Source organism: Pseudomonas sp. BO3-4 (assembly GCF_034044115.1).
In the GTDB taxonomy this organism is placed as follows: domain Bacteria; phylum Pseudomonadota; class Gammaproteobacteria; order Pseudomonadales; family Pseudomonadaceae; genus Aquipseudomonas; species Aquipseudomonas alloputida.
Map to the genome: position 1 here is coordinate 4,339,514 of NZ_CP139018.1, position 22,237 is coordinate 4,361,750.

Here is a 22,237-nt window from a genome sequence, read left to right on the forward strand (position 1 = left end):
TGCCTGTACGCAAGACTGTCAGAATTCCCTTCCGTTTCCTTTGACCCGAGCCTGCTCATGCAAATCAACACCGCCCTGCTGTTCGCCACCCCTTGCGATGACGAGGAAGACAACATGGCGACCCTGTGCTGCCACAGCGACAAGGGTCAGATGTTCCTGCTTACCCGTTACCCGGACGAGGACACCGTCGACCTGACGCTGGATGACGAGCCGTCGACGCTGGATGGCCTTAAAGTGACCCTGAGCGCCAAGCGCCTGCTGATCGAAGTGGCGGCCGGCGACCGGGACGCGCTGAAGGGGGATGAAGCACTGGAAATCAACCTGACCAGCGAGCTGAGTGACATGGATGAAGTGAAGGAAACCCTGGAGAACATCCTGGCCGGTACTGGAACCTTGGTCTGCGAGCTTTGAACCCTGCCCCTGCCTAGTGGGAGCGCGGTCCCTGTGGGAGCAACTGTCTTGCTCAATTTCTAAAAGCTGGCGCGATCCCTGTGGGAGCGGCCTTGCGTCGCGATAGGGCCGCGCAGCGGCCCCAGGATCTCGACATCATGCATAGATTGCTGGGGCCGCTTTGCGGCCCTATCGCGACACAAGGCCGCCCCACAATGATCAGGCCAGCGCCTGCTGCATCTCTTCGGCCTGCACCCGCAACGCCTCGCAAAACGGCTCCACCGCTGCCGATGCCGGCCGATGGTCCGGGCGTATGAGCATCACCTGATAGGGCACCGATACCCGTAACCTGCGGATCGGCAACCCGCCTTGCGCCGCCTCCAGCCCGCTCAGTGGGTTGATGATCGCCACCCCCAGGCCTTGCCTGACCATGGCGCACACCGAAGCGGCACTGGTGGTCTCGATGACCGTGCGGCGGTTAACCCCGGCCGCACGAAAGTGCTGATCCAGACGCTGGCGGTAGGTATCCAGGCTGGCCAGGTTGATGAAATCGACCTCATGGAAATCACTCAGCTCCAGTTCAGCCTTCACCTGCAGCGGGTGATGCTCGGGCAACACGCACACCATGTTGGCACTGAACAGCAATTCACCATACGCGCCGCGCGGTATCTGTTCGACTTCAGTCAGGCCAAGGTCATGCTGCTGGGCAACCAGTGACTCCTCCAGCAAAGGCGACTCCTGCGCCAGAATGCTCACACTCACGCCGCTGTGCTGCTGGTGAAAGCGCTGGCAGGCCTTGGGCAACAAGGTTTGCGAGAACAGCGGCAGGCAGGTGATGGCCAGCCGGCCCTGCTCGAAGTTGCGGATGGCCTGGGCAAAGCGATCGATCCGCTCCAGCCCGACGTAGGCGCGCTCGACCTCTTCGATCAACAGCAGCGCCTGGGCCGTCGCCACCAGGCGCCCGCCCTCGCGCTCGAACAGGTTCAGGCCAGTCACCTGCTCCAGCCGCGCCAGTTCGCGGCTGACGGTCGGCTGCGAGGTGAACAGCAGGCGCGCCGCACCGGTGACACTACCAGCGGCCATGATGGCGCGGAACACTTCGATGTGGCGGACGGACAGTTTCACGGCAGCACCCAGTGAGTCGACAAGGGGTATATCAGATATGAATGACTGGCAGAAAAATAGCTATTTTTCTGAATCCCCGCTTTGATTCATCCTCGTGGCCTTCCTTATCCGAGTAGCGCCACCATGACCGCACCCTTCACCCTTCTGGCCGAGGCGGTTCGCCAGCACGGCTCGCCGCTTTGGGCGTACGACGCCAGCACCATCGCCGAGCGTGTCGAGCAGTTGAACGTATTCGACACCGTGCGCTTCGCCCAGAAAGCCAACCCCAACCTGCATGTGTTGCGCCTGATGCGCGCCCATGGCCTGGTGCTTGACGCCGTGTCGCTGGGTGAGATGGAACGGGCCTTCTCCGCCGGCGCGAGCGTTGACGGTGACCCTGCCGGCGTGGTGCTGACCTGCGACGCGCTGGACCGCCCCACCCTGGAGCGCGTGGTGGCGTCAAAGATCGAAGTCAATGCCGGCTCCATTGACATGCTGCGCCAACTGGGTGAACGCTCGCCCGGCCACCGCGTGTGGATCCGCATCAACCCGGGCTTCGGCCATGGTCACAGCCGCAAGACCAATACCGGCGGCGAAAACAGCAAGCATGGCATCTGGCACGAAGAGCTGGACGAGGCGCTGGCGTGCATCAAGGCCCATGGCCTGCACCTGGTGGGCGTGCACATGCACATTGGTTCCGGGGTGGACTACCAGCACCTGGAACAGGTGGCCCGCTCGATGATCGAGCTGATCGGCCGCCTGGGCGTGGACATCGAGGCGTTCTCCATCGGCGGCGGGCTTTCCACGCCTTACCGCAGCACCGACAAACCGGTCGACCTGCAGCGTTATGCGCAGACCTGGGCGGTGGCGCGCAAGGAGATCGAAGCGATGCTCGGCCACCCGGTGCGCATGGAGATCGAACCCGGGCGCTTCCTGGTGGCGGAGTCGGGCTACCTGGTGGCCGAAGTCCGTGCCGTGAAACAGGTGGGGCGCAATACCTTCGTCATGATCGACGCTGGCTTCAACGACCTGATGCGCCCGGCGATGTACGGCGCCTACCACGGCATGACCCTGCTCGATGCCGATGGCCAGGCAGTAGATCGCCCGCGCCAGCCGACCGTGGTGGCCGGGCCGTTGTGTGAATCGGGTGACGTGTTCACTCAGGATGACCAGGCGCTGACCCCGCAGGACCTGCCTCAGGCACAGGTGGGCGACCTGCTGGTGATCCACGATGCCGGGGCCTATGGCGCGTCGATGTCGTCGAACTACAACAGCCGGCCGCTGCTGCCGGAGTTCCTGATCGAGAACGGTGCCCTGCGGATGATCCGCCGGCGGCAAACGGTGCAGGACCTGCTGAGCCTGGAGGCCGGGTTCTAACCACTGCCCTGCAAGCCTGCACGACTCTTTGTGGGAGCGGCCTTGCGTCGCGATAGGGCTGCACAGCAGCCCCACAAATGTAGCCGTGATGCCGAAACCCGGGCCGCTTTGCGGCCCAATCGCGACGCAAGGCCGCTCCCACAGGGTGTGTGCTCGCGGTCCTTGCAATAAGCCCCGCCTCTCGCGACAATGCGATCAATTCCCATTAATATTGCGGTCTTGACGCCATGGCAACGCTCGATCCCCAGGCCCTGCACGAGCTGTACAGCGAAAACAACAGCTGGCTGAAGGGCTGGCTGCGCGCCCGCCTGGGCAACGCCGCCGACGCTTCCGACCTGGCGCACGACACGTTCTTGCGGGTAATGACCGCGCGTAACCCGTTGCCGATCCGTGAGCCGCGCAGCTACCTCAGCGCTATCGCCCGCGCCCTTCTGATAGACAAAGCTCGCCGTCGCATCATCGAAAAAGCTTACCTGCAGGCGCTGGCCCTGCGTCCGGAACCGGTAGAGGTGTCGCCGGAGGTGCGCTTGTCCATCATAGAGATGCTGGTGGCCGTGGACAGCCTGCTCGACGAACTCGGCGCCAAGACCCGCGCCATCTTCCTTGCCGTTCAACTCGAAGGCCTGACCTACGGCGCTGCGGCCGAGCGCTTCGGCGTGTCGATCACCACCGTGAAGAATCACCTGATCAAGGCCATGACTCGCTGCCTGCTGGCAGTCGAAGGCTGACGCCCATGGATCTCAAGACACTCGAAGCCGCTGCCACCTGGTATGTTCAGCTCAACGACGGCGCCAATAGCGAGGCCCGCACCCAGGCCTGGCGACAGTGGCTGCAGGCCAGCCCCCTGCACGCAGCCGCCTGGGCGCGGGTAGAAAAGCTGCAGCAGCAATGGGCCATGGTGCCGCCGCAGGCGGCGCTGTCCGGCCTTGGCGCGGCCCAGGCGCAGCGGCGTGACGTGCTGAAAGTGCTGGGCCTGCTGATGGCCATGGGGGGCGGCAGCTGGCTGGCGGCCGAGCAGGTGCCCTATCGTGCCTTGCTGGCCCAGCACAGTACCCGCAGCAGCGAGCGCCGCGCCCTGCACCTGGAGGATGGTTCACAGCTGGAACTGAACGTGAATACCGCGCTGGATGTGCGCTACGCCACAAAGGTGAGGGCGATTCAGCTGTATCAGGGGGAAATTCTGGTGCGTCCGGTCAGCGATCGTCAGCAGCGCCCGTTTATCGTGCACACCGATGACGGCAGCGTACTGGCCCGCAGTACCGCGTTCAGCGTCCGCAAACTGGCGCAGCAGACCCGCGTGGGTGTGCTTGAGGCCAGCGTCGAAGTTCGCCCCCTGCGCCACCCTGATCGAGTGCTGCAACTGCACGCTGGCCAGCAAGTGAGTTTTGATCAGGATGTCGTCCTCGACGCCCATGCCCTCCCCGCCGATTCCACGGCCTGGTTGCAAGGCATGCTCAGCGTGAACGACTGGCGCCTTGGCGATTTCCTCGAAGAACTGGGGCGCTATCGTCCAGGTGTGCTGCGCTGTGCCTCGTCGATCCAGGCCATGAGCATTTCCGGTGCGTTCCGCATTGACGACACCGATATCGCCCTGGCCAACCTGCCGAAAACCTTGCCCGTGAAAGTGCGCTACTTAAGCCGCTACTGGGTGAGTGTGGAGCCCGCCTGAGCAACTGCGGAAAAACTTTCGCCGCAATCTTGCTGATTTCTATTCTCGTCCGTCCCTGACACAAGCCGCGACGACAGCGACTTTCTGCCATGACTCGGAAGGACCACGAAATGCCACACCTGCACCCTACCCCAGCAACCAAGCTCAGCCAGGCCGTCCGCCTGGTGCTGTTCGGCATGTCCCTGGCCAGCGCGCCCGGCCTGTTGCTGATGCCTGCCCAGGCAATGGCCCAAAGCCAGGCCACCTACCATGTCCCCGCTGGCTCACTGGGCAACGCCATCACCCAGTTTGGCGTACAGGCGGGTGTGACCATTTCGTTCGACACCGCACAGACGCGCAACCTCGACAGCGCGGGCCTGGAAGGCAGCTTCAGTGTCGAGGAAGGTCTGGCGCGGCTGCTGGGCAACAGTGGCCTGCAGGCGCAGCGTCAGGGTAATGGTGGCTATGTGCTGGTCGCTGCGCAAAACGGCTCGGCCATGGAACTGGCGCCGATGAACATCGACGCCAACCGCCTGGATGCGACCAGCGAAGGCACCCAGTCCTACGCCGCCCGTGCCATCACCATCGGCAAGGGCGTACACACGCTGAAAGAAACCCCGCAGTCGGTCACCGTGATGACCCGCAAGATGCTCGACGACCAGAACCTCAACACACTGGAGCAGGTACTGGACAAGACCCCGGGCATCACCGTGTATGACTCGCCCATGGGCGGCAAGTATTTCTATTCCCGTGGTTTCAACCTGGATGGCCAGTACCAGTACGACGGCGTGCCCTTGGACGTGGGCGGCAACTACGTGCAGGCCAACAGCTTTTCCAGCGACATGGCGTTCTATGACCGCGTCGAGGTGCTTAAAGGTGCGGCCGGCATGATGAAAGGCTCTGGCTCCTCCGCCGGGGGCGTCAACTTCGTGCGCAAACGGGGGCAGGAAAAAGCCGCCACCACCGTCACCCTGTCAGCCGGCAGCTGGGACAACTACCGCGGGCAAGTGGACGTGGGCGGCCCGCTGAACGCGTCGGGCACCGTGCGGGGGCGCGCCGTGGCGACGCTGCAGGACCGCCAGTACTTCTATGACACGGCCAAGCGCCAGGACCAGATACTGTACGGCGCCATCGACTGGGACGTCACGGCCGACACCACCGTGGGCGCTGGCCTGGCTTACGAGGATGTCGATGCCACCCCTTGCTACGCCGGCCTGCCACGCTACGCCGATGGCAGTGACCTGAAGCTGTCGCGCTCCACCTGCCTGGGGGCCAGCTGGAACGACATGCAAAGCCAGCGTATTACCGGCTTTGCCGACCTCAAGCACCGCTTCAACGATGACTGGACCCTGAACTTCGCCTCGATCTACACCCACAACACCCAGGACATCGAATACGCTTATTCCGAAGGCACGGTACCCGTCGGCGCCAGCACCGCCAGCATGAACGTCCGGGCCGGCCGTTTCGACTACGACCAGGACGACTACGGCTTCGATAGCTATGTCGATGGCAAGTTCGAGGCGTTCGGCCTGCAGCATGAGCTGATCATGGGTGTCAACGCCAGCCGACAGAAAACCCATGATTACTTCGCGCTGATGCTGCTGGACGGCAAGCAGGACCCGTTCAACCCATCCGCGAACTTCACACACCCGTCCAAGGCCGATTACCTGGTCAACCCGAGCCGCGGTGGCAGTGTGCCAACCGATACCACTACCACCCAGTACGGCACTTACGCCAACCTGCGCCTGAAACTGGCAGAGCCACTGACCTTGGTGCTGGGCGCGCGGGTCAGCTGGTACCGTAACAAGAGCGACTCCTATACCCAGTTCTACGATTACTGGGTGCATAATCGCAGCCAGGAAAACGGTCAGGTCACGCCGTTTGCCGCCGTGCTGTACGACCTGAACGAGCAGTGGACCGCCTATGCCAGCTACGCCGACATCTTCCAGCCACAAAGCGACAAGGTGAATGCCGAGCGGCAGGCGTTACAGCCAAAGACCGGCGCCAACTATGAAGTCGGCATCAAGGGCGAGCTGCTCGACGGCGCGTTGAACACCTCCTTCAACCTGTTCCGCACTGTCGAGAATCACCGCGCAGAAACGGACTACGTCGATACCTGCCCCTCAGGCGACGGGTATTGCTACAACGACAGCGGCAAGGTACGCGCACAGGGGTTCGAAGCCGAGATCAGCGGCTCGCCGATCGAGCGGTTGCAGCTGTTGGCGGGCTACACCTACACCCAGACGAAGTACCTGAGTACCATCGAAGACACTGACCCGACCGAACTGACCTTCACCTCCAGCTTCATCCCACGGCACATGCTCAAGGTATGGGGTGACTACCAGCTGGGCGGTGCTCTGGAGCGCTGGACCCTCGGCGCAGGCCTGAACAGCCAGAGCGAGAACTTCCGTACCACCGGCACTACCCGTGTCGAGCAGGCGGGCTACACCGTGTGGAACGGCCGTGTGCAGTACCGCCTCGACCCGAACTGGACTGTCGCGCTCAACGGCAACAACCTGTTCGACAAGAAGTACTACGCCACCATCGGCGCACCGGCGTGGGGCAACTTCTATGGTGAACCGCGCAATTTCATGGTGACATTGCAAGGGGCGTTCTGAAGCACTTTCCGGGGAACGATCGGGCCGCTTTGCGGCCCTGTCTGGATGCGGACCGTATTTAAAATAGCGACCAGGGTGGCGCCTCCACCCAGTAACGATGGGCCTGCCCCGTGACAGCGGACGGGTTGACGTGAAAGGCGATGAAAACCCTGGTAACGTCAACGATACCGCTTAATCAGAAATTTCCTACGCACCTATCGGAAGCGCAACGCTCCTTTGAGAAGTGATTCCTCGCTAGTGTCCAGCCTCGGGTCGAATGCAACGCTTGCATGCATTTGATGATCATCCCTGCTCGCTGGAGCTATACATGGATTCGTTGAAAGAAACCCTCGAACTGTGCAGGCGCATCACCTCCGGCTACCGCCCGGCCCTGCGCAACAGCCCCGTCGCCGACTGCACCCGCCGCTTCGAACTGCTGCCCCTGCGCTACGCCGCCGTCGGCGGCAACCCGGCACAACGTGCTCGCCTGCCCAAATTGCCAGGCTATCTCAGCCCGTTCCAGGAGGTCGGCGAGCTGACCCATTCCAGCTACGCCATCCGCCCTTTGCGCGAGGGCTTTCTCTACCTGCTGATCAAGCGCCATAGCGCGCCGGCCTACGAATGGCACAGCCAGTACCGCGTGGCGCCCAATGGCTCGCTGCTGTACATCAGCAGCGACGCCCCCTGGGCGCCTGCCCCCAGCGCCGGCAATCTGGATGAGATCCTTCGCGGTTTCGGCTGGACCATCACCCTCTACGACCTGGATGACATCCAGGAGCTGCGCCCATTGTTCAGCCCTTCCCCGCTGACCCCGCGCATGCTCGACAACTACCGCCTGCTCGACGACGAATACCGCAGCAGCCTGCCCACGATCGATATCGCCCGCTTCATCCAGCCTTCCGACGCCCCGCCACAGCCCCACGTCCTCAAGCATGACCAACTGAACTGGGTGGCCGACTTCAAGGCCCAAAACGATGCAGACCTGCAGGCACTGCTGGACCTGCAGCCGTTCAACAACGACCAGATCGTCTCGCCGCACGCATCACGCCAAGCGCTGGCACCGCTGGTGAACCACAGCAAACCCCGTGGCGCCGCCATCGTCATCGAAGACGCCATCGGGATCACCCAGGAGCTCAACGCCTGGCGCAACGCCGCTGTCGAGGATGTGAAGACCCAGTGGCTGGCGCGCACCGTGGAACCCGGGGTGGACAACGAACGCAAGCTGCTGGTCGCGCAGTCGTTCCTGGAAATCGAAAAACTCTACCCGCAGATGGTGGCCGAGCAGATCGTCAAGCGCGAAGTCATGGCCGAAAAAGTCCGCAACCAGCCCCACCTGCATCCCGAGATCTACTTGTTCTCCGAACGGGCCAATCAACAGGCCGATGCCCATGATGAACGCATGAAGCCCCACCTGGCGCAGTTCGAGCGCGAGGTCCGCAGCAAAGTCCAGGCCCGCCAGGATGCCGGCGAGTTCCGCAAGCGGTTCGACCAGAAATACGGCCACCTGGTCGACCGCCAGGCCATGCACGATCAGCTCGACGGTTTCGAGCAGGCCATGCAACACGCCCAGCAAGCCGCCGAAGACCGCGCCAAGGACCATACCCGCTGGGTGGTCAGCGAACGCTTGTTGCAGGCGCTGGACCGCTACGACAACGCCGACCTCATCAACGGCCTGGCCTTTGCCGAGCAGACGGGCCAGTGCGTGATCGGCATGGAGTTGAGTGAAGGGGGTACAAAGGTGCTGGACCACTGGTGGCGCAGCGACGTGGCAGACCGGGGCAACCTGGCAATACGCGGCATCACCTACAACCAGGAGGACCTGCGGGAAGCACTGGCGGCGCTGCTGGAAGCGGCCAAAAGCGAACCGCCGTCAGCGTCATCCTTCGCCCTGCCGGAAGCGCTTGCCAGGCAAGCCCATGCCGCTGCCAATGCCTTTGGGCGCATCAACACCCTGTACGAACAGATGCAGGCACAGAGCAGCACGGCCAGCATCGGCCTGTATGCCTGGTACGTCGCCCTGGGGCGGCAAGTGCTGCGCACCGCGACCCCCAACAGCATGGACCGCGCACTGCACCAGGGTTTGCGGCTGACCTTGTTCGCTTCGGTGCATGAAACGGCTGTCGATATTCGCCTGAGTGAAGCTGCACGTAGCGGGCAGCCCATCAACCCACAACGCAGCGCAGGCCAGGTATCAAGGTACCTCGACCAGGCCTGGGCTGAAGGGTTGATGCAGGCCCGGAACAGTGACTTCTACAAAGTGCGTGTCTCCGGGCTGGTGTGCCTGCTGGAGGGGATGCTGATGGCCTTCAAAGCGCGCGAACTGCCTGACAGTGATGCGCGGGTGAAGACCGAACTCCTGGCGGCCGCGATGACTACGGCTGCGGCGGGCTTTGAAGTTGGAGCCAGTTATGTGGATCAGGTGGTCGCGCGGTACGGCGCGAACAGTGTGACCGGACGAGGAGCAGCGGCCGCTTTAGGGCGTTTGAAACTATGGGGCGCTAGTTTAGCTGTGACAGGTGGTTTCGTACTCGCCTGGTGGGACTTCGCCGATGCGGCTCAGCACTTAGTATACCGCCAGCAAAACCTTACCGAACAAAGTACAAAAAAACCTAGAACACTGGCACTCGCATACGCATCGCGGGCACTGGCAACTATTACAATTTCGCTGGCGGAAGCAGGAACAGCCATTGCAATCGCAAAACCTCTTTTTGACCACCTATCTCAGAATGCCAAAACAAAACTTGTGAGAATGATGACAACATCCATGGGCGCGCTCGCCAATAAACTGGGAACACAAGCTGCTCGCCTACTGCTTGCACGTTTAGTCTTAGGTGCATTTTGGATCGGACTCATCCTGACACTCATAATCTATATTTTGGAAGATGACGCGTTAGAGAAGTGGTGCAAACGCAGCTGCTTCCGAACTCATAAAAATATCAAGCCCTATGAAGAGCAGGAAGAACTGAGCGCCCTACATTCTGCTATCAGCGAGGTTTTATAATGTATCTTATCGAATGGGGATTCTGGCAGATGGCAACTCAGCCAGAAGCTGCACGTAGAACGTACGAAGCAGGGATGACACCAGCAGAGAAGCGCGCAAATAGAGATTTTTATGAAGGCGACCTGAATGAAGAAATTCACTTTTGCCAGGTAAGTGAAACACCCCTCCTACGCGGCCCTGTTTATGCATTCAATGAAACCTACATGGAAATGCGCTGTGGCGGCTCAGAAGAGAAGCGCGGCCTCATTACGCTAGTCACGATCGGCGGAGTACTGCCTGGGATAATTTTCGGAATCGGCATAGCTGTCGGCTCCATCTGGCTTGATATCACCCAACCTTATTCAATCTCCTTTATAGCAGTCTTACTTACAGCTCTCTTGGCTTCAGCTTCAGGAGCAGCATTGTATTTTTACCTGAAGTACGGCGTAAAAATCTCGCGACTGGAAATGCTGACCAGTCGGCATCTACTTATTCGATTCAATCGAAAAACTCAACAGGTCCACCTCCATCGACCCAGCTACTGTGGAGGCATCGTCACCTTCCCCTGGAAAACAACCGGAAGCACGGGCATTCGCCCAGAAGATGATTCGCTAAGCGTTGGAGTACGACTCGGTCTAATCTGGCACCCCAGCCGCACCGGCCTGCCCCACATGGAGATGGCCCTGCTGGGCAAACAAGGCCAAGGCGGCAGCGAACTGCGTGATGAGTGGGAATTCATCCGCCGTTACATGGAAGAAGGCCCACACGCCGTCCCCCGCCCCCGCCTGAGCACCCAGCTACCCTCACCCATCCAGGCATTCAGCGCCCAGTTCGAAGGCCTTGGGCGTTTCTTCCGCAAAAGCAGCTGGCTGTTCAAAGTTGCGCTGCTGTTTGTCTGGCCCGCTTTCGTCATCATCGGCACCGGCCACTGGCTCAGCCTGCTGCTGTGCTGGCGACCGCGCTGGCCGAAGGTCATCTGCGAGGCCGGCCTGCCCGGCAAGCCAGTCCCACCCGTGACAACCCTGAGCGACTACCCACCCGCAATCCAGGCACGCCTGCTCGCCAACGCCGACCGCTGGCAGCTCAAGCCCGGCAAGCGGCCGGAGAAAAAGCCACGCAAACCGCGCACGCCCAGAAGGCCCAAGGAGATCAATTGATGCCATACATCATCCTTGCAGATGGAGTGTACCCATGGACTCTTTGAACCATCACTTCCGGCTACCGCCGAAGACCGCGCCATGGACCATGCCAAGGACCATACCCGCTGGGTGGTCAGCGAACGCTTGTTGCAGGCACTGGACCGCTACGACAACGCCGACCTCATCAACGGCCTGGCCTTTGCCGAACAGACCGGCCAGTGCGTGATCGGCATGGAGTTGAGTGAAGGGGGTACAAAGGTGCTGGACCACTGGTGGCGCAGCGACGTGGCAGACCGGGGCAACCTGGCAATACGCGGCATCACCTACAACCAGGAGGACCTGCGGGAAGCACTGGCGGCGCTGCTGGAAGCCGCCAAGGCCGAACCGTCGTCAGCGTCATCCTTCGCCCTGCCGGAAGCACTTGCCAGGCAAGCCCATGCCGCTGCCAATGCCTTTGGGCGCATCAACACCCTGTACGAACAGATGCAGGCACAGAGCAGCACGGCCAGCATCGGCCTGTATGCCTGGTACGTCGCGCTGGGGCGGCAAGTGCTGCGCACCGCGACCCCCAACAGCATGGACCGCGCACTGCACCAGGGTTTGCGGCTGACCTTGTTCGCTTCGGTGCATGAAACGGCTGTCGGTATTCGCCTGAGTGAAGCTGCACGTAGCGGGCAGCCCATCAACCCACAACGCAGCGCAGGCCAGGTATCAAGGTACCTCGACCAGGCCTGGGCTGAAGGGTTGATGCAGGCCCGTAACAGTGACTTCTACAAAGTGCGTGTCTCCGGGCTGGTGTGCCTGCTGGAGGGGATGCTGATGGCCTTCAAAGCGCGCGAACTGCCTGACAGTGATGCGCGGGTGAAGACCGAACTCCTGGCGGCCGCGATGACTACGGCTGCGGCGGGCTTTGAAGTTGGAGCCAGTTATGTGGATCAGGTGGTCGCGCGGTACGGCGCGAACAGTGTGACCGGACGAGGAGCAGCGGCCGCTTTAGGGCGTTTGAAACTATGGGGCGCCAGTTTAGCTGGCACCGGGGGTTCACTGCTGGCGTGGTGGGATTTCACTGATTCGGTTGAGCATTTCAAAAGCAGCCAGAGTGGCGCTATCAAGCAGGTTCAAAAAAACTCCAGACTCTTGGCGGCTACTTATTTTGTAAGAGGGGTCGCTACAGTGACTCTCTCACTTGCTGAGTTAGGAACGGCCGTTGCGACTGCAAAACCTTTTTTCGACTACCTTTCTCAAAATGCCAAGACCAAGCTCGTCAGGATGCTATCCACCTCCTTGGGAGCACTTGCAAAGAAGCTCGGCACGCAGGCTGCTCGGTTATTACTTGCGCGCCTCGTTCTTGGGGCGTTCTGGATTGGCCTGGTCTTCACATTGATTATTTACATACTTGAAGACGATGCTTTGGAAAAGTGGTGCAAACGCAGCAGCTTCCGCCTTGCAAAAAACTCAAAACCGTTTGAAGAACAAGAAGAGCTGAAGGCCCTGCACTCCGCATTCAGCGAGGTATTGTGATGTATCTGATCGAATGGGGTTTTTGGCAAATGGCTACTGAATCCGAAGCCGCGCGAAAAGCATATGAAGCAGAACTGACACCGAACGAAAAGCGTCAAGATTTATATGAGGGTGACCTGACTGAAGAAATGCACTTCCAATCCGTTAGTAAACAACCCTATGCAAGAGGACCTGTTTTCGCGTTCAGCGACACTATTTTAGAAATGCGCTGCGGAGGCTCAGAAGAAAAGCGTGGACTTATTACGCTCGCAACGCTCGGCGCTGTCGCCCCGGCCATTGCTGTGGGACTAATGATCACCACTGGATTTTTATGGATGGACATCACCGATCCGGATGGGCGTTCCGTAATCACTATTCTTTCAACACTTATAATGCTCTCAGTCAGCTCCACCTTAGTGTATCTTTATTCAAAGTATGGAATCCACTTAACCCGACTAGAAATGCTGACTAGCCGTCACTTGCTTATTCGCTTCAATCGAGCAACCCAACAAGTTCACCTACATCGACCGAAATACTGCGGTGGAATCGTAACTTTTCCATGGAATGCAACCGGAAGCACTGGCCTATATCCAGAAGATGACTCACTCAGCATGGGCATGCGACTAGGCCTGGTCTGGCACCCCAGCCGCACCGGCCTGCCCCACATGGAAATGGCCCTGCTGGGCAAACAAGGCCAAGGCGGCAGCGAACTGCGTGATGAGTGGGAATTCATCCGTCGTTACATGGAAGAAGGCCCACACGCCGTCCCTCGCCCCCGCCTGAGCACCCAGCTACCCTCACCCATCCAGGCATTCAGCGCCCAGTTCGAAGGCCTTGGGCGTTTCTTCCGCAAAAGCAGCTGGCTGTTCAAAGTTGCGCTGCTGTTTGTCTGGCCCGCTTTCGTCATCATCGGCACCGGCCACTGGCTCAGCCTGCTGCTGTGCTGGCGACCGCGCTGGCCGAAGGTCATCCGCGAGGCCGGCCTGCCCGGCAAGCCAGTCCCACCCGTGACAACCCTGAGCGACTACCCACCCGCAATCCAGGCACGCCTGCTCGCCAACGCCGACCGCTGGCAGCTCAAGCCCGGCAAGCGGCCGGCGAAAAAACCACGCAAGCGCTCTGCACCTCAACAGGCCAACGAAAGTGACTGATCAAACTGCACCCAGCGCGCGGGTACATTTGCGACACCTTCACTTCATCGGCAGCCAGTTGCAGCACGATGCAAAGCCATCATCCCATGACCGCTTCCCGTAGTCCGCCCATGCAGTGCTCCAGGCGACTACGCAGCCAACGCTCGGCCGGGTCGCTGTCGGTGGTGCTCAACCAGACCATGGCCAGCTCCAGTGCAGCAGTCTCGAACGGCAGCGTCTCGGCCTGCAGGTTGCCCCAGCGTTCCATACCCTGTGCGGCATAGTCCGGGCAACAGGCCAGCAGGTCGGTACCGGCCAGAATCGCCGGCAGCGAACTGAACTGCGGCACCGACAACACCACCTTGCGTTCACGGCCGATGTCTTTCAACCAGTCATCGACCACACCCTGGGTGTTGGCGGTTGGCGAAACCTGGACATGCGGACGTTGGCAAAACTCATCCAGTGAAAGCGGCGTGCTGGACTTGTCGGCCCGCACTACCCTGGCTTGCAGGGTGCGTAGCACCTTGCGTTTGGCATTGGCGGGCAGGCCCTTGGTCTGGCTGATACCCACCGTCACATCGCCCGCCGCCAGCAGGTCCGGAATGCGCCAATAGTCCACATGCTGCACGACCACCACCACGTTCGGCGCCTCCACCCGCAGCGCCCGCAACAGCGGCGGCAGCAGGCCCGACTCGACATCATCGGACAAGCCGATGCGGAAGGTCATCTTGCTGGTCAGCGGGTCGAAATCATGGGTCATGCTGAGGGCGACAGACATCGCATCCAAGGCTGGCGTGAGGTACTTGATCACCTCTTCGGCCCTGGCCGAGGGCTCCATGCGGTTGCCCACTCGAACCAGCAACGGGTCGTTGAACATCGCACGCAACCTGGCCAGCGCGGCGCTGACCGTGGGCTGGGCGACGAACAGCTTCTCCGCGGCACGGGTGAGGTTGCGTTCCTGCATCAGCGCTTCGAACACCACCATCAGGTTGATATCGGCTTTGCGCAGTTCGTTGCGGTTCATGGGTGCTCCCGGGCCGTGCTTGTTGTTCGGGTTCAATTCCGGCATCGACATGCATCCTAGCCGAGTCGAAACCTGCACTGCACCTATGCGATCGCCATTGCCCCCTACTGCGCGACCGGGGTAATCTTCCGCGCTCTTCCCTTCCGGCCTCCCCTGCCGTGCACCGCCCAGGCGTTGACTCGCGAAGCGGTCATTCATGATGCCGACACTTGCATGGCCGCCGCTCACTGGCGCGCCCATCCGCCATCAATACACTCAGGATGACACCATGATCATTCGCCAAGGCATCGCTGCAGACTACCCGCAGCTGCTCGACATCTGGCTGCGCGCTGTTCGCGCGACGCACCACTTCCTGCAACCCTCCGACATCGACGCACTGTTGCCACAGCTGCGCGACGTGTACTTCCCGGCCGTCGAGCTGTGGGTTGCGGTAGACACCGATGACCAGCCACTGGGCTTTATCGGCTTCAATGAAAACCATGTGGAAATGCTCTTCGTCGACCCAGCGCACCACCGCCAGGGCATTGGCCGTGCACTGCTGGATTTCGGCCGCCAGTCACGCAGTGCGATGAGTGTCGATGTCAACGAGCAGAACCCACAGGCAACAGCGTTCTACCAGCGCTATGGCTTCGTCCAGACCGGCCGTTCACCGCTGGATGGCGAAGGTCGCCCGTTCCCTTTGCTGCACATGAGCTTGCCCACCCGGGCGTGAGCAGGAGGCACTCACCGCGATGGCCCGTAAAGCGAAGCCCCTACCGCCGTCCGACTGGGTCATCCGTAGTGCCCAACCGGGCGGTATCGAGCGTATCGAAGCCTGGTTCGGTAGCCACGGCTACGACCCGCATCGCCACGATACCTATTCGATCGGCCGCACGCTGGCCGGCGTGCAAAGCTTCCACTACAAGGGTTCGCTGCGCCACGGCATACCGGGCAACACGCTGGTGTTGCACCCGGACGAACTGCATGACGGCATGGCCGGCACCGACGCAGGCTTTCGCTACCGCATGGCCTACGTCGACCCGGCACTGATCCAGAACGTGCTGGGTGGTCAGCCTTTGCCCTTCATCGCTGGCGGGCTGTCCAGCGACCCTCGCCTGTACCACGCCAGCGAAGCGTTCGTGCAGGCAGTGGACCACGCGCTGGAGCCATTGGAAGAACAGGACGCACTGTATGACCTGGCGATCGCCTTGCGGGCCGTCGGCGGCAAGCCGCGTGGGCGCAAGCGCCTGGATTACCAGGCAGCCGAACGCGCCCGGGCCTTCATCATGGAGCACCTGCATGTGGGCATAACACTGGACATGCTGGAACAGGCCAGCGGCCGCGAACGCTGGAGCCTGTCGCGGGACTTTCGCACGCTGTACGGCACCAGCCCCTATCGCTTTGTCACCCTGCGCCGCCTCGACAGCTTTCGCCGAATGATCCTGGACGGCTTCACCTTGGTCGAGGCAGCCCTTGCCGCAGGCTTTCATGACCAGAGCCACATGACCCGGCACTTCACCCGCTGCTATGGCGTACCGCCCTTACGCTGGCTGGAGCGTTTGCGAGCGTCACGCTGAGAAACCGCAGTCGCCCGCGTATCCCGTGGGAGCAGGCGTGCAGGATCGTACAAGAACCGGACTCGCCCGGAGCGATAGGCTGACCACTCCACTTTCCGAGGAACTGTCATGCCTGAATCCCGTCATCCACATCCCTCCCTGCCAGTGAACCTGGTCCACAAGGCAGCGCTTATCGAACGGCAATGGAGCCCCAGGGTCGTTGCCGAGATGAACGATTACCAGTTCAAGGTCGTGCGCATCGAAGGCGAATTCATCTGGCACGCGCACCCGGAGACCGACGAAGCATTCCTGGTGCTGGAAGGCACCCTGCGTATCGACCTGCCGGATGGCTGCGTGCATGTGAACGCTGGGGAACTCTATGTGGTGCCACGCGGCGTCGAGCACCGGACCGCTGCGCAAGGCGAAGCGAAACTGATGATGATCGAACCGCGGGGCATTCTGAATACCGGTCATGAAGGGGGGGATCGCACAGCAGAGAGCGATGTCTGGATTTAACAACATTCACCACTTTCAAGCTGAGGTCTCTAACTTCACAGCAATAATTAACCATAAACAATCGCCTTATTGCGATTTGTAACCATGGCAATTCGCTCGCCGCCCACACTTCGCAACCCGGCACAGGTTCGCCTCGATATAATTGGATCCAATAACGAGGGTAACCTGCATGCAAGCACTGGAAAGGGACTACGGACACGGCGATGAAGTGGCCAGCCACTGCCACGCCGAAGACCAGCTGATTTACGCCGCCAGCGGCGTGATGCGGGTCAGCAGCGAGGGCGGCAGCTGGGTGATCCCCGGCGGGCATGCCTTGTGGATGCCTGCGGGGGTCAGCCATGCCATCCGCATGGAGGGCGTGGTCTACCTGCGCACCTTGCTGCTCGATGCCCACATCGAACGCTGCCAGGTCATCGTCGTGTCCGGCCTGCTGCGCGAACTGATCCTGGCGGCGTCACGGGTGCTGAACCTGCGCGACGGCGCGCATGCTCGTGCGCTGATCCTGTACGAACTCGCCGCCGCCCGGCGCATCGATGCCTTTGTCCCGACGCCGCAGCACGCACGCCTGCGTGCCTGGTGCGAGCGCTTCCTGCAGGACCCGGCCCAGGACCTGACCCTGGAACAATGCGGCGCACAACTGAACATGAGTGCCCGCAGTGTGGCCAGGCTGTTCCAGCGCGAGGTGGGCATGTCGTATGGCCAATGGCGCGCCCGTGCCCGGGTGATGCTCAGCCAGCAGTGCCTGGCCGATGGCAAGCCGATCCTGAACGTTGCGCTGGAGCACGGCTACCAGAGCGCCAGCGCCTTTACTGCCATGTTCAAGCGCATCCTCGGCCATGCACCGAGTGATTGGCAAAACGGTACCGCGCGCGAGCACTGAGCCTCAGGTTGTCCCGCTTGCGCGCAGGGTTGTCCCGCTTGCGACAGCGACGCCCATGCAACCCTCGTTAACCTCGTATCACGACCCTTGAGCGACAATCGTGATGCCCTTACTGCACTCATTTCCCGGCCCTGCCCGGCTTGCCACAGCCCTCGGCATGCTCGCTGCACTCGCGGCGTGCGGCCACCAACCCACGCCTGCCGAACCACCTCCAGCGCTGCAGGCAGACCCGCTGGCAAACATGCCGGCCAGCGTCAGCAAACAGCCCCTGCCCGAACGCTGGTGGGCACTGTATCAAGACCCCCAACTCAACCGCTGGGTACAGCAAGCCCTGGCGCACAACCAAGGCCTGGCACAGGCCGAGGCCAACGTGCAGGCCATGCTGGCCGGCATCGGCGAGTTCGACGCCAGGCGCTGGCCGTCTACCGCGATGGGCGTTGCCGCTACCTATGGCAGAAGCGCCGATGACCAGACGCTGGCCGAGGCGACCGACAGCAACGCGCCGTCACAATGGCAATTCAACCCGGGCATCGAGCTGGCCTATCAGGTGGATATCTGGGGCCAGGTACGCGCTGCCATCCAACGTGCCCGGGTGCAAGCCGAAGCCAGCGCTGCGGCACTAGACCTGGTACGCCTGCAGGTAGTCGCCCAGACCACCCGCGCCTACATCGACCAGTGCACCTACGCGGCTCGCCTGGAGGCAGCGAAGCAGGCCTTGCAAACCCTCGACCACAGCGTGCAACTCAGCCAGCGTCAGCGCCAGGCCGGAGTGGCCACTGCCCTCGACAGCGAGCGCCTGTTGGGCTTGCGGGAGCAGGTGCGTGCGCAACTGCCGATGCTCTCAGCCCGGCGGCAGATGGCGCTTTACGAACTGAGCATGCTCAGTGGCCAGGCCTCGGTGGCCGAAGCCACGACCTGCGTAGCCATCCCCACGCTGTCGGCGCCGCTGCCGGCTGGCGATGGCTGGCATTTGCTCGAACGCCGGCCAGATGTGCGCCAGGCCGAACGGGAACTGCAAGCGGCCACCCTGGAGACCGACATCGTGCGGGCTGACCTTTACCCAAAGGTCAGCTTCGGCGCTTCGTTGACGTCTTCGGACCATCACCTTGCCAACCTCGGCGACAGCCGCGCGGTGATGTTCGGCATTGGCCCGCTGATCCGCTGGGAATTTCCCAACCTGCAGGCCAACCGCGCACGGGTGAGCAAGGCCGAGGCATTGCAGCGGGCGCAAGTCGCCCGCTACCACGGCGTGGCGCTGAGCGCGCTGAAAGACGTGCGCCAGGCACTGGCCCGCTACGACGGCGAGCGACAACGGTTGCAGGCGCTGGAGGCAGCCCTGGCGCACAGCCAGCATAGCTTTGCCCTGGCCCAGGGTAACTACCGTGCCGGCACCGTGGACGGGCTGGCCCTGCTCGACAGCGAGCGCGAAATGATCAGCCTGCGGGCCAGCCACACAGAAGCCCGAGGGCGCCTGGCGCAAGCGCAGGTAAACCTGTTCCGCGCGCTGGGCGGGCGGTGGTAGCGAGAAGCAAGACCAGCAGCGAGCACCGCCCACTGTAGGAGCGGGTTTACCCGCGAAGAATACACCGCGGTGGATGGCACGGGCTTCGCCCGTGTTCGCGGGCAAGCCCGCTCCCACACGCGCCAGCTTTTAGAAATTGAGCAAGACAGTGGCTCCCACAACCGACAGCCAGCAGGCCCAATTCGAGATTGGAAACCAACCATGAATGTTGCCGTAGACAAACCCTCACCCGCCGAAACTGAACAGCGGCCGAGCGCTAAAACCCGTCGCCGCCTGGCAGTCATCGCCAGCGGCAGCCTGGCCGCAATCACCCTGCTGGCCTTCACCAGCTACTGGTTCAGCACCGGCCGCTATCTGGAAACCACCGACGATGCCTACGTCCGCGCCGACTGGGTGGCGCTGAGCCCACGCGTGGCGGGTTACGTAGCCGAGGTCGAGGTGGCTGACGACCAGCCGGTGAAAGCCGGCGATGTGCTGGTGCGCCTGCAAAACCGCGACTACCGCGCCCGCCTCGACCAGGCCCGGGCTGGTGTGACCGAGGCACAGGCGGCACTGGCCGCCGCCCAGGCCAGCCAACAGGTAGCGACCGAGCGCATCGACCAGCAACAGCAAGCCATCCTGCAGGCCGAGGCCGTCGTGCGCAGCGCCAACGCCGAACAGCGTCGCAGTGAACTGGATGTCCAACGCTACCGTGGCCTGGTGCGTGACGACGCAGCGACCATGCAGCGCCTGGAAACCGCCAGTGCCCATGCCAGCCAGGCACAAGCCGCGCTGCAAGGTGCCCAGGCCGCGCTGCGCCAGCAACGCTCACAACTGGCCATGGCCAAGGCCCGGTCAGCCCAGGCCGAAGCCGAACTGCAACAACGGGCAGCGGCCCTGGCACGCGCCCAGGCCCACCAGCAGCTCGCCGAGCAGGACGAACAGGACACCGTGATCCACGCGCCGATCACTGGCGTGGTCGGCCAGCGCCGCGTGCGCATCGGCCAGTACGTGGTGCCGGGCCAGCCGCTGCTGGCTGTGGTGCCCCTGCAGCAAGCCTATGTGGTGGCCAACTACAAGGAAACCCAACTGGCCCGCATGCGCCCCGGGCAACCGGTAGAAATACGGGTCGACAGCTTTGCCAGCCAGCCACTGCATGGCCATGTGGCCAGTTTTTCGCCAGCCTCGGGCAATGTCTTCGCCTTGCTGCCGTCGGACAACGCCACCGGCAACTTCACCAAGATCGTCCAGCGTTTCCCGGTGCGCATTTTGCTCGACAAACCGCTGGACGGCCCGCAGGTACTGCCCGGCATGTCAGTGGTCAGTACAGTCGACACACGCCCCGCAGAGGTTGCCGATGCGCACTGAGCAAACGGTCACGCTGCGCGCCTGGGTAGCGGTGCTTGGCGGCCTGTTCGGCTGCTTCATGGCGGGCATGAACGTGCATGTCACCAGCGCCGCACTGCCGGAAATCCGCGGCTCGCTGGGTGCCAGCTTCGAGGAAGGCTCATGGATCTCCACCGCCTACCTGGTGGCGGAAATCGTGATGATTCCGCTGACGGCCTGGTTGGTGGACGTGTTCTCGCTGCGCCGGGTCATGTGGACCGGCTCGCTCATCTTTCTGATCGCCTCGGTGGCCTGCTCATGGGCGCCCAACCTGGAGGCGATGATTGTAATCCGGGTGATCCAGGGGGCTGCGGGCGCGGTGCTGATTCCCCTGTCGTTCCAGCTGATCATCACCGAACTGCCGGCCAGCAAGATGGCCATGGGCATGGCACTGTTCAGCCTGGCCAACAGCGTGGCGCAGGCCGCCGGGCCGTCGATTGGCGGCTGGCTGACCGATGCCTATTCGTGGCGCTGGATCTTCTATCTGCAACTTTTCCCCGGCATTGCGCTGCTGCTGGCCATCGCCTGGTCGATCGAAGCCAAGCCGATGAAGCTCGAACTGTTACGCAAAGGTGATTGGCTGGGTATCGCGGCCATGGTGATCGGCCTGGGCGGCTTGCAGATCGTGCTGGAAGAAGGCGGCCGGCTGGACTGGTTCGGCTCGCCGCTCATTGTCGGCATGAGCGTGGTCGCCGCCATTGCGTTGGTGGTGTTCGTGGTGACCCAGCTGTTCGGCCAGCGCGCGTTCATCAACCTGCGCTTGCTGGGGCACTACAACTTCGGCGTTGCCAGCGTGGCGATGTTCATCTTTGGCGCTGCCACGTTCGGCCTGGTGTTCCTGGTACCCAACTACCTGTCGCAGTTGCAGGGGTTCAGCGCGCACGACGTGGGCGTGGCGCTGATCGCCTATGGCGTGGTGCAGTTACTGCTGGCGCCGTTGATGCCCCGGCTGATGGGCTGGACCAGTGCCAAGTTCATGGTCGCCAGCGGCTTTTTGATCATGGCGCTGGGCTGCTGGCTGGGGGCTAGCCTGAGCGCCGACAGTGCCGATAACGTGATCATCCCGTCCACGGTGGTGCGCGGTATTGGCCAGCCTTTCATCATGGTTGCGTTATCGGTGCTGGCGGTGGCCGGGCTGGACAAGCGTGAAGCCGGCTCAGCCTCGGCGGTGTTCTCAATGCTGCGCAACCTGGGGGGTGCCATCGGCACGGCCGGGTTGACGCAACTGGTGGCCACCCGTGAGCGCTTTCACAGTGAGCGTATTCACGAGCAGGTGACAGTGTTCGAGCCTGGCATGCAAGAGCGCATCAACCAGACAGTGCAGAGCTGGTTGCCGCACCAGCAGCAGCTGCTGGAGGGGTTGGCGGCGACCATTCGGCGGGAGGCTTACCTGATGGCTTACAGTGATGCGTTCTACCTGGCGTGCCTGGCGTTGGTCGGGTGTGCAGTAGCGGCATTGCTGTTACGGTCAAAACACCAATTGTGATGCCGACACATCTCCCTGTAGGACCAGCCTTGTGCTGCGAAGAG

General features: G+C 62.1%; 17 protein-coding genes and 1 pseudogene. 16 read left to right on the forward strand and 2 right to left on the reverse strand.

Features of this window, described 5'->3' with window-relative positions; all coding sequences use genetic code 11:
* Nucleotides 1-57: 57 nt before the first annotated feature.
* Nucleotides 58-411, forward strand: coding sequence for a hypothetical protein (locus REH59_RS20055; RefSeq protein ID WP_003248629.1), 354 nt, complete (start codon nucleotides 58-60; stop codon nucleotides 409-411).
* Between the two features lie 198 nt (nucleotides 412-609).
* Here REH59_RS20055 and REH59_RS20060 read toward each other — a convergent pair whose 3' ends face one another.
* Nucleotides 610-1,515, reverse strand: a complete 906-nt coding sequence (locus REH59_RS20060; RefSeq protein WP_003248628.1) for a LysR family transcriptional regulator — start codon at nucleotides 1,513-1,515, stop codon at nucleotides 610-612.
* A gap of 123 nt (nucleotides 1,516-1,638) precedes the next feature.
* Here REH59_RS20060 and lysA point away from each other — a divergent pair, with 123 nt between their 5' ends.
* The 8 genes and pseudogenes from lysA to REH59_RS20100 all read left to right on the forward strand — a co-directional run bounded on the left by lysA (nucleotide 1,639) and on the right by REH59_RS20100 (nucleotide 13,886).
* Complete coding sequence (gene lysA / locus REH59_RS20065) at nucleotides 1,639-2,871, forward strand: diaminopimelate decarboxylase (RefSeq protein WP_014859060.1); 1,233 nt, start codon at nucleotides 1,639-1,641, stop codon at nucleotides 2,869-2,871.
* 227 nt (nucleotides 2,872-3,098) lie between these two features.
* A complete protein-coding gene (locus REH59_RS20070; RefSeq protein ID WP_014859059.1) occupies nucleotides 3,099-3,599 on the forward strand; it encodes a sigma-70 family RNA polymerase sigma factor in 501 nt (166 codons plus the stop codon).
* A gap of 5 nt (nucleotides 3,600-3,604) precedes the next feature.
* Nucleotides 3,605-4,540, forward strand: a complete 936-nt coding sequence (locus REH59_RS20075; RefSeq protein ID WP_014859058.1) for a FecR domain-containing protein — start codon at nucleotides 3,605-3,607, stop codon at nucleotides 4,538-4,540.
* 110 nt (nucleotides 4,541-4,650) lie between these two features.
* Complete coding sequence (locus REH59_RS20080) at nucleotides 4,651-7,137, forward strand: TonB-dependent siderophore receptor (protein ID WP_014859057.1); 2,487 nt, start codon at nucleotides 4,651-4,653, stop codon at nucleotides 7,135-7,137.
* A 307-nt stretch (nucleotides 7,138-7,444) separates the two neighbouring features.
* Complete coding sequence (locus REH59_RS20085; RefSeq protein WP_121783827.1) at nucleotides 7,445-10,117, forward strand: T6SS effector BTH_I2691 family protein; 2,673 nt, start codon at nucleotides 7,445-7,447, stop codon at nucleotides 10,115-10,117.
* A complete protein-coding gene (locus REH59_RS20090; protein WP_121783828.1) occupies nucleotides 10,117-11,253 on the forward strand; it encodes a DUF6708 domain-containing protein in 1,137 nt (378 codons plus the stop codon). The genes REH59_RS20085 and REH59_RS20090 overlap by 1 nt, the downstream gene beginning before the upstream one ends.
* A gap of 78 nt (nucleotides 11,254-11,331) precedes the next feature.
* Nucleotides 11,332-12,756 (forward strand): annotated as a pseudogene (locus tag REH59_RS20095) (T6SS effector BTH_I2691 family protein); the annotation flags it as partial.
* Nucleotides 12,756-13,886 carry a DUF6708 domain-containing protein gene (locus REH59_RS20100; protein WP_128573753.1) on the forward strand — a complete coding sequence of 377 codons (1,131 nt, stop codon included), beginning with the start codon at nucleotides 12,756-12,758 and terminating at the stop codon, nucleotides 13,884-13,886. The pseudogene REH59_RS20095 and the gene REH59_RS20100, both read left to right, overlap by 1 nt.
* 79 nt (nucleotides 13,887-13,965) lie before the next feature.
* On the opposite strand, the gene REH59_RS20105 is transcribed toward REH59_RS20100, so the two are convergent.
* Entirely contained in the window at nucleotides 13,966-14,889 is a 924-nt protein-coding gene (locus REH59_RS20105; protein WP_162996142.1) for a LysR family transcriptional regulator, read from the reverse strand.
* 268 nt (nucleotides 14,890-15,157) lie between these two features.
* On the opposite strand from REH59_RS20105, the gene REH59_RS20110 reads away from it, so the two are divergent.
* The 7 genes from REH59_RS20110 to REH59_RS20140 all read left to right on the forward strand — a co-directional run bounded on the left by REH59_RS20110 (nucleotide 15,158) and on the right by REH59_RS20140 (nucleotide 22,193).
* On the forward strand, nucleotides 15,158-15,601 hold the full coding sequence (locus REH59_RS20110) for an acetyltransferase (protein ID WP_003247287.1): 444 nt from the start codon (nucleotides 15,158-15,160) through the stop codon (nucleotides 15,599-15,601).
* A gap of 19 nt (nucleotides 15,602-15,620) precedes the next feature.
* On the forward strand, nucleotides 15,621-16,445 hold the full coding sequence (locus tag REH59_RS20115) for an AraC family transcriptional regulator (RefSeq protein ID WP_004577449.1): 825 nt from the start codon (nucleotides 15,621-15,623) through the stop codon (nucleotides 16,443-16,445).
* A gap of 108 nt (nucleotides 16,446-16,553) precedes the next feature.
* Nucleotides 16,554-16,940 carry a cupin domain-containing protein gene (locus tag REH59_RS20120; RefSeq protein WP_128573752.1) on the forward strand — a complete coding sequence of 129 codons (387 nt, stop codon included), beginning with the start codon at nucleotides 16,554-16,556 and terminating at the stop codon, nucleotides 16,938-16,940.
* 169 nt (nucleotides 16,941-17,109) lie between these two features.
* Nucleotides 17,110-17,820, forward strand: a complete 711-nt coding sequence (locus REH59_RS20125; protein ID WP_014860983.1) for an AraC family transcriptional regulator — start codon at nucleotides 17,110-17,112, stop codon at nucleotides 17,818-17,820.
* A 103-nt stretch (nucleotides 17,821-17,923) separates the two neighbouring features.
* The gene (locus REH59_RS20130; protein WP_128573751.1) at nucleotides 17,924-19,342 is read left to right on the forward strand and encodes an efflux transporter outer membrane subunit; all 1,419 of its coding nucleotides are present in this window, start codon (nucleotides 17,924-17,926) and stop codon (nucleotides 19,340-19,342) included.
* A 201-nt stretch (nucleotides 19,343-19,543) separates the two neighbouring features.
* Entirely contained in the window at nucleotides 19,544-20,689 is a 1,146-nt protein-coding gene (locus tag REH59_RS20135) for an HlyD family secretion protein (RefSeq protein WP_014860981.1), read from the forward strand.
* Nucleotides 20,679-22,193, forward strand: a complete 1,515-nt coding sequence (locus tag REH59_RS20140) for a DHA2 family efflux MFS transporter permease subunit (RefSeq protein WP_014860980.1) — start codon at nucleotides 20,679-20,681, stop codon at nucleotides 22,191-22,193. Before REH59_RS20135 ends, REH59_RS20140 begins: the two co-directional genes overlap by 11 nt.
* Nucleotides 22,194-22,237 lie beyond the last annotated feature (44 nt).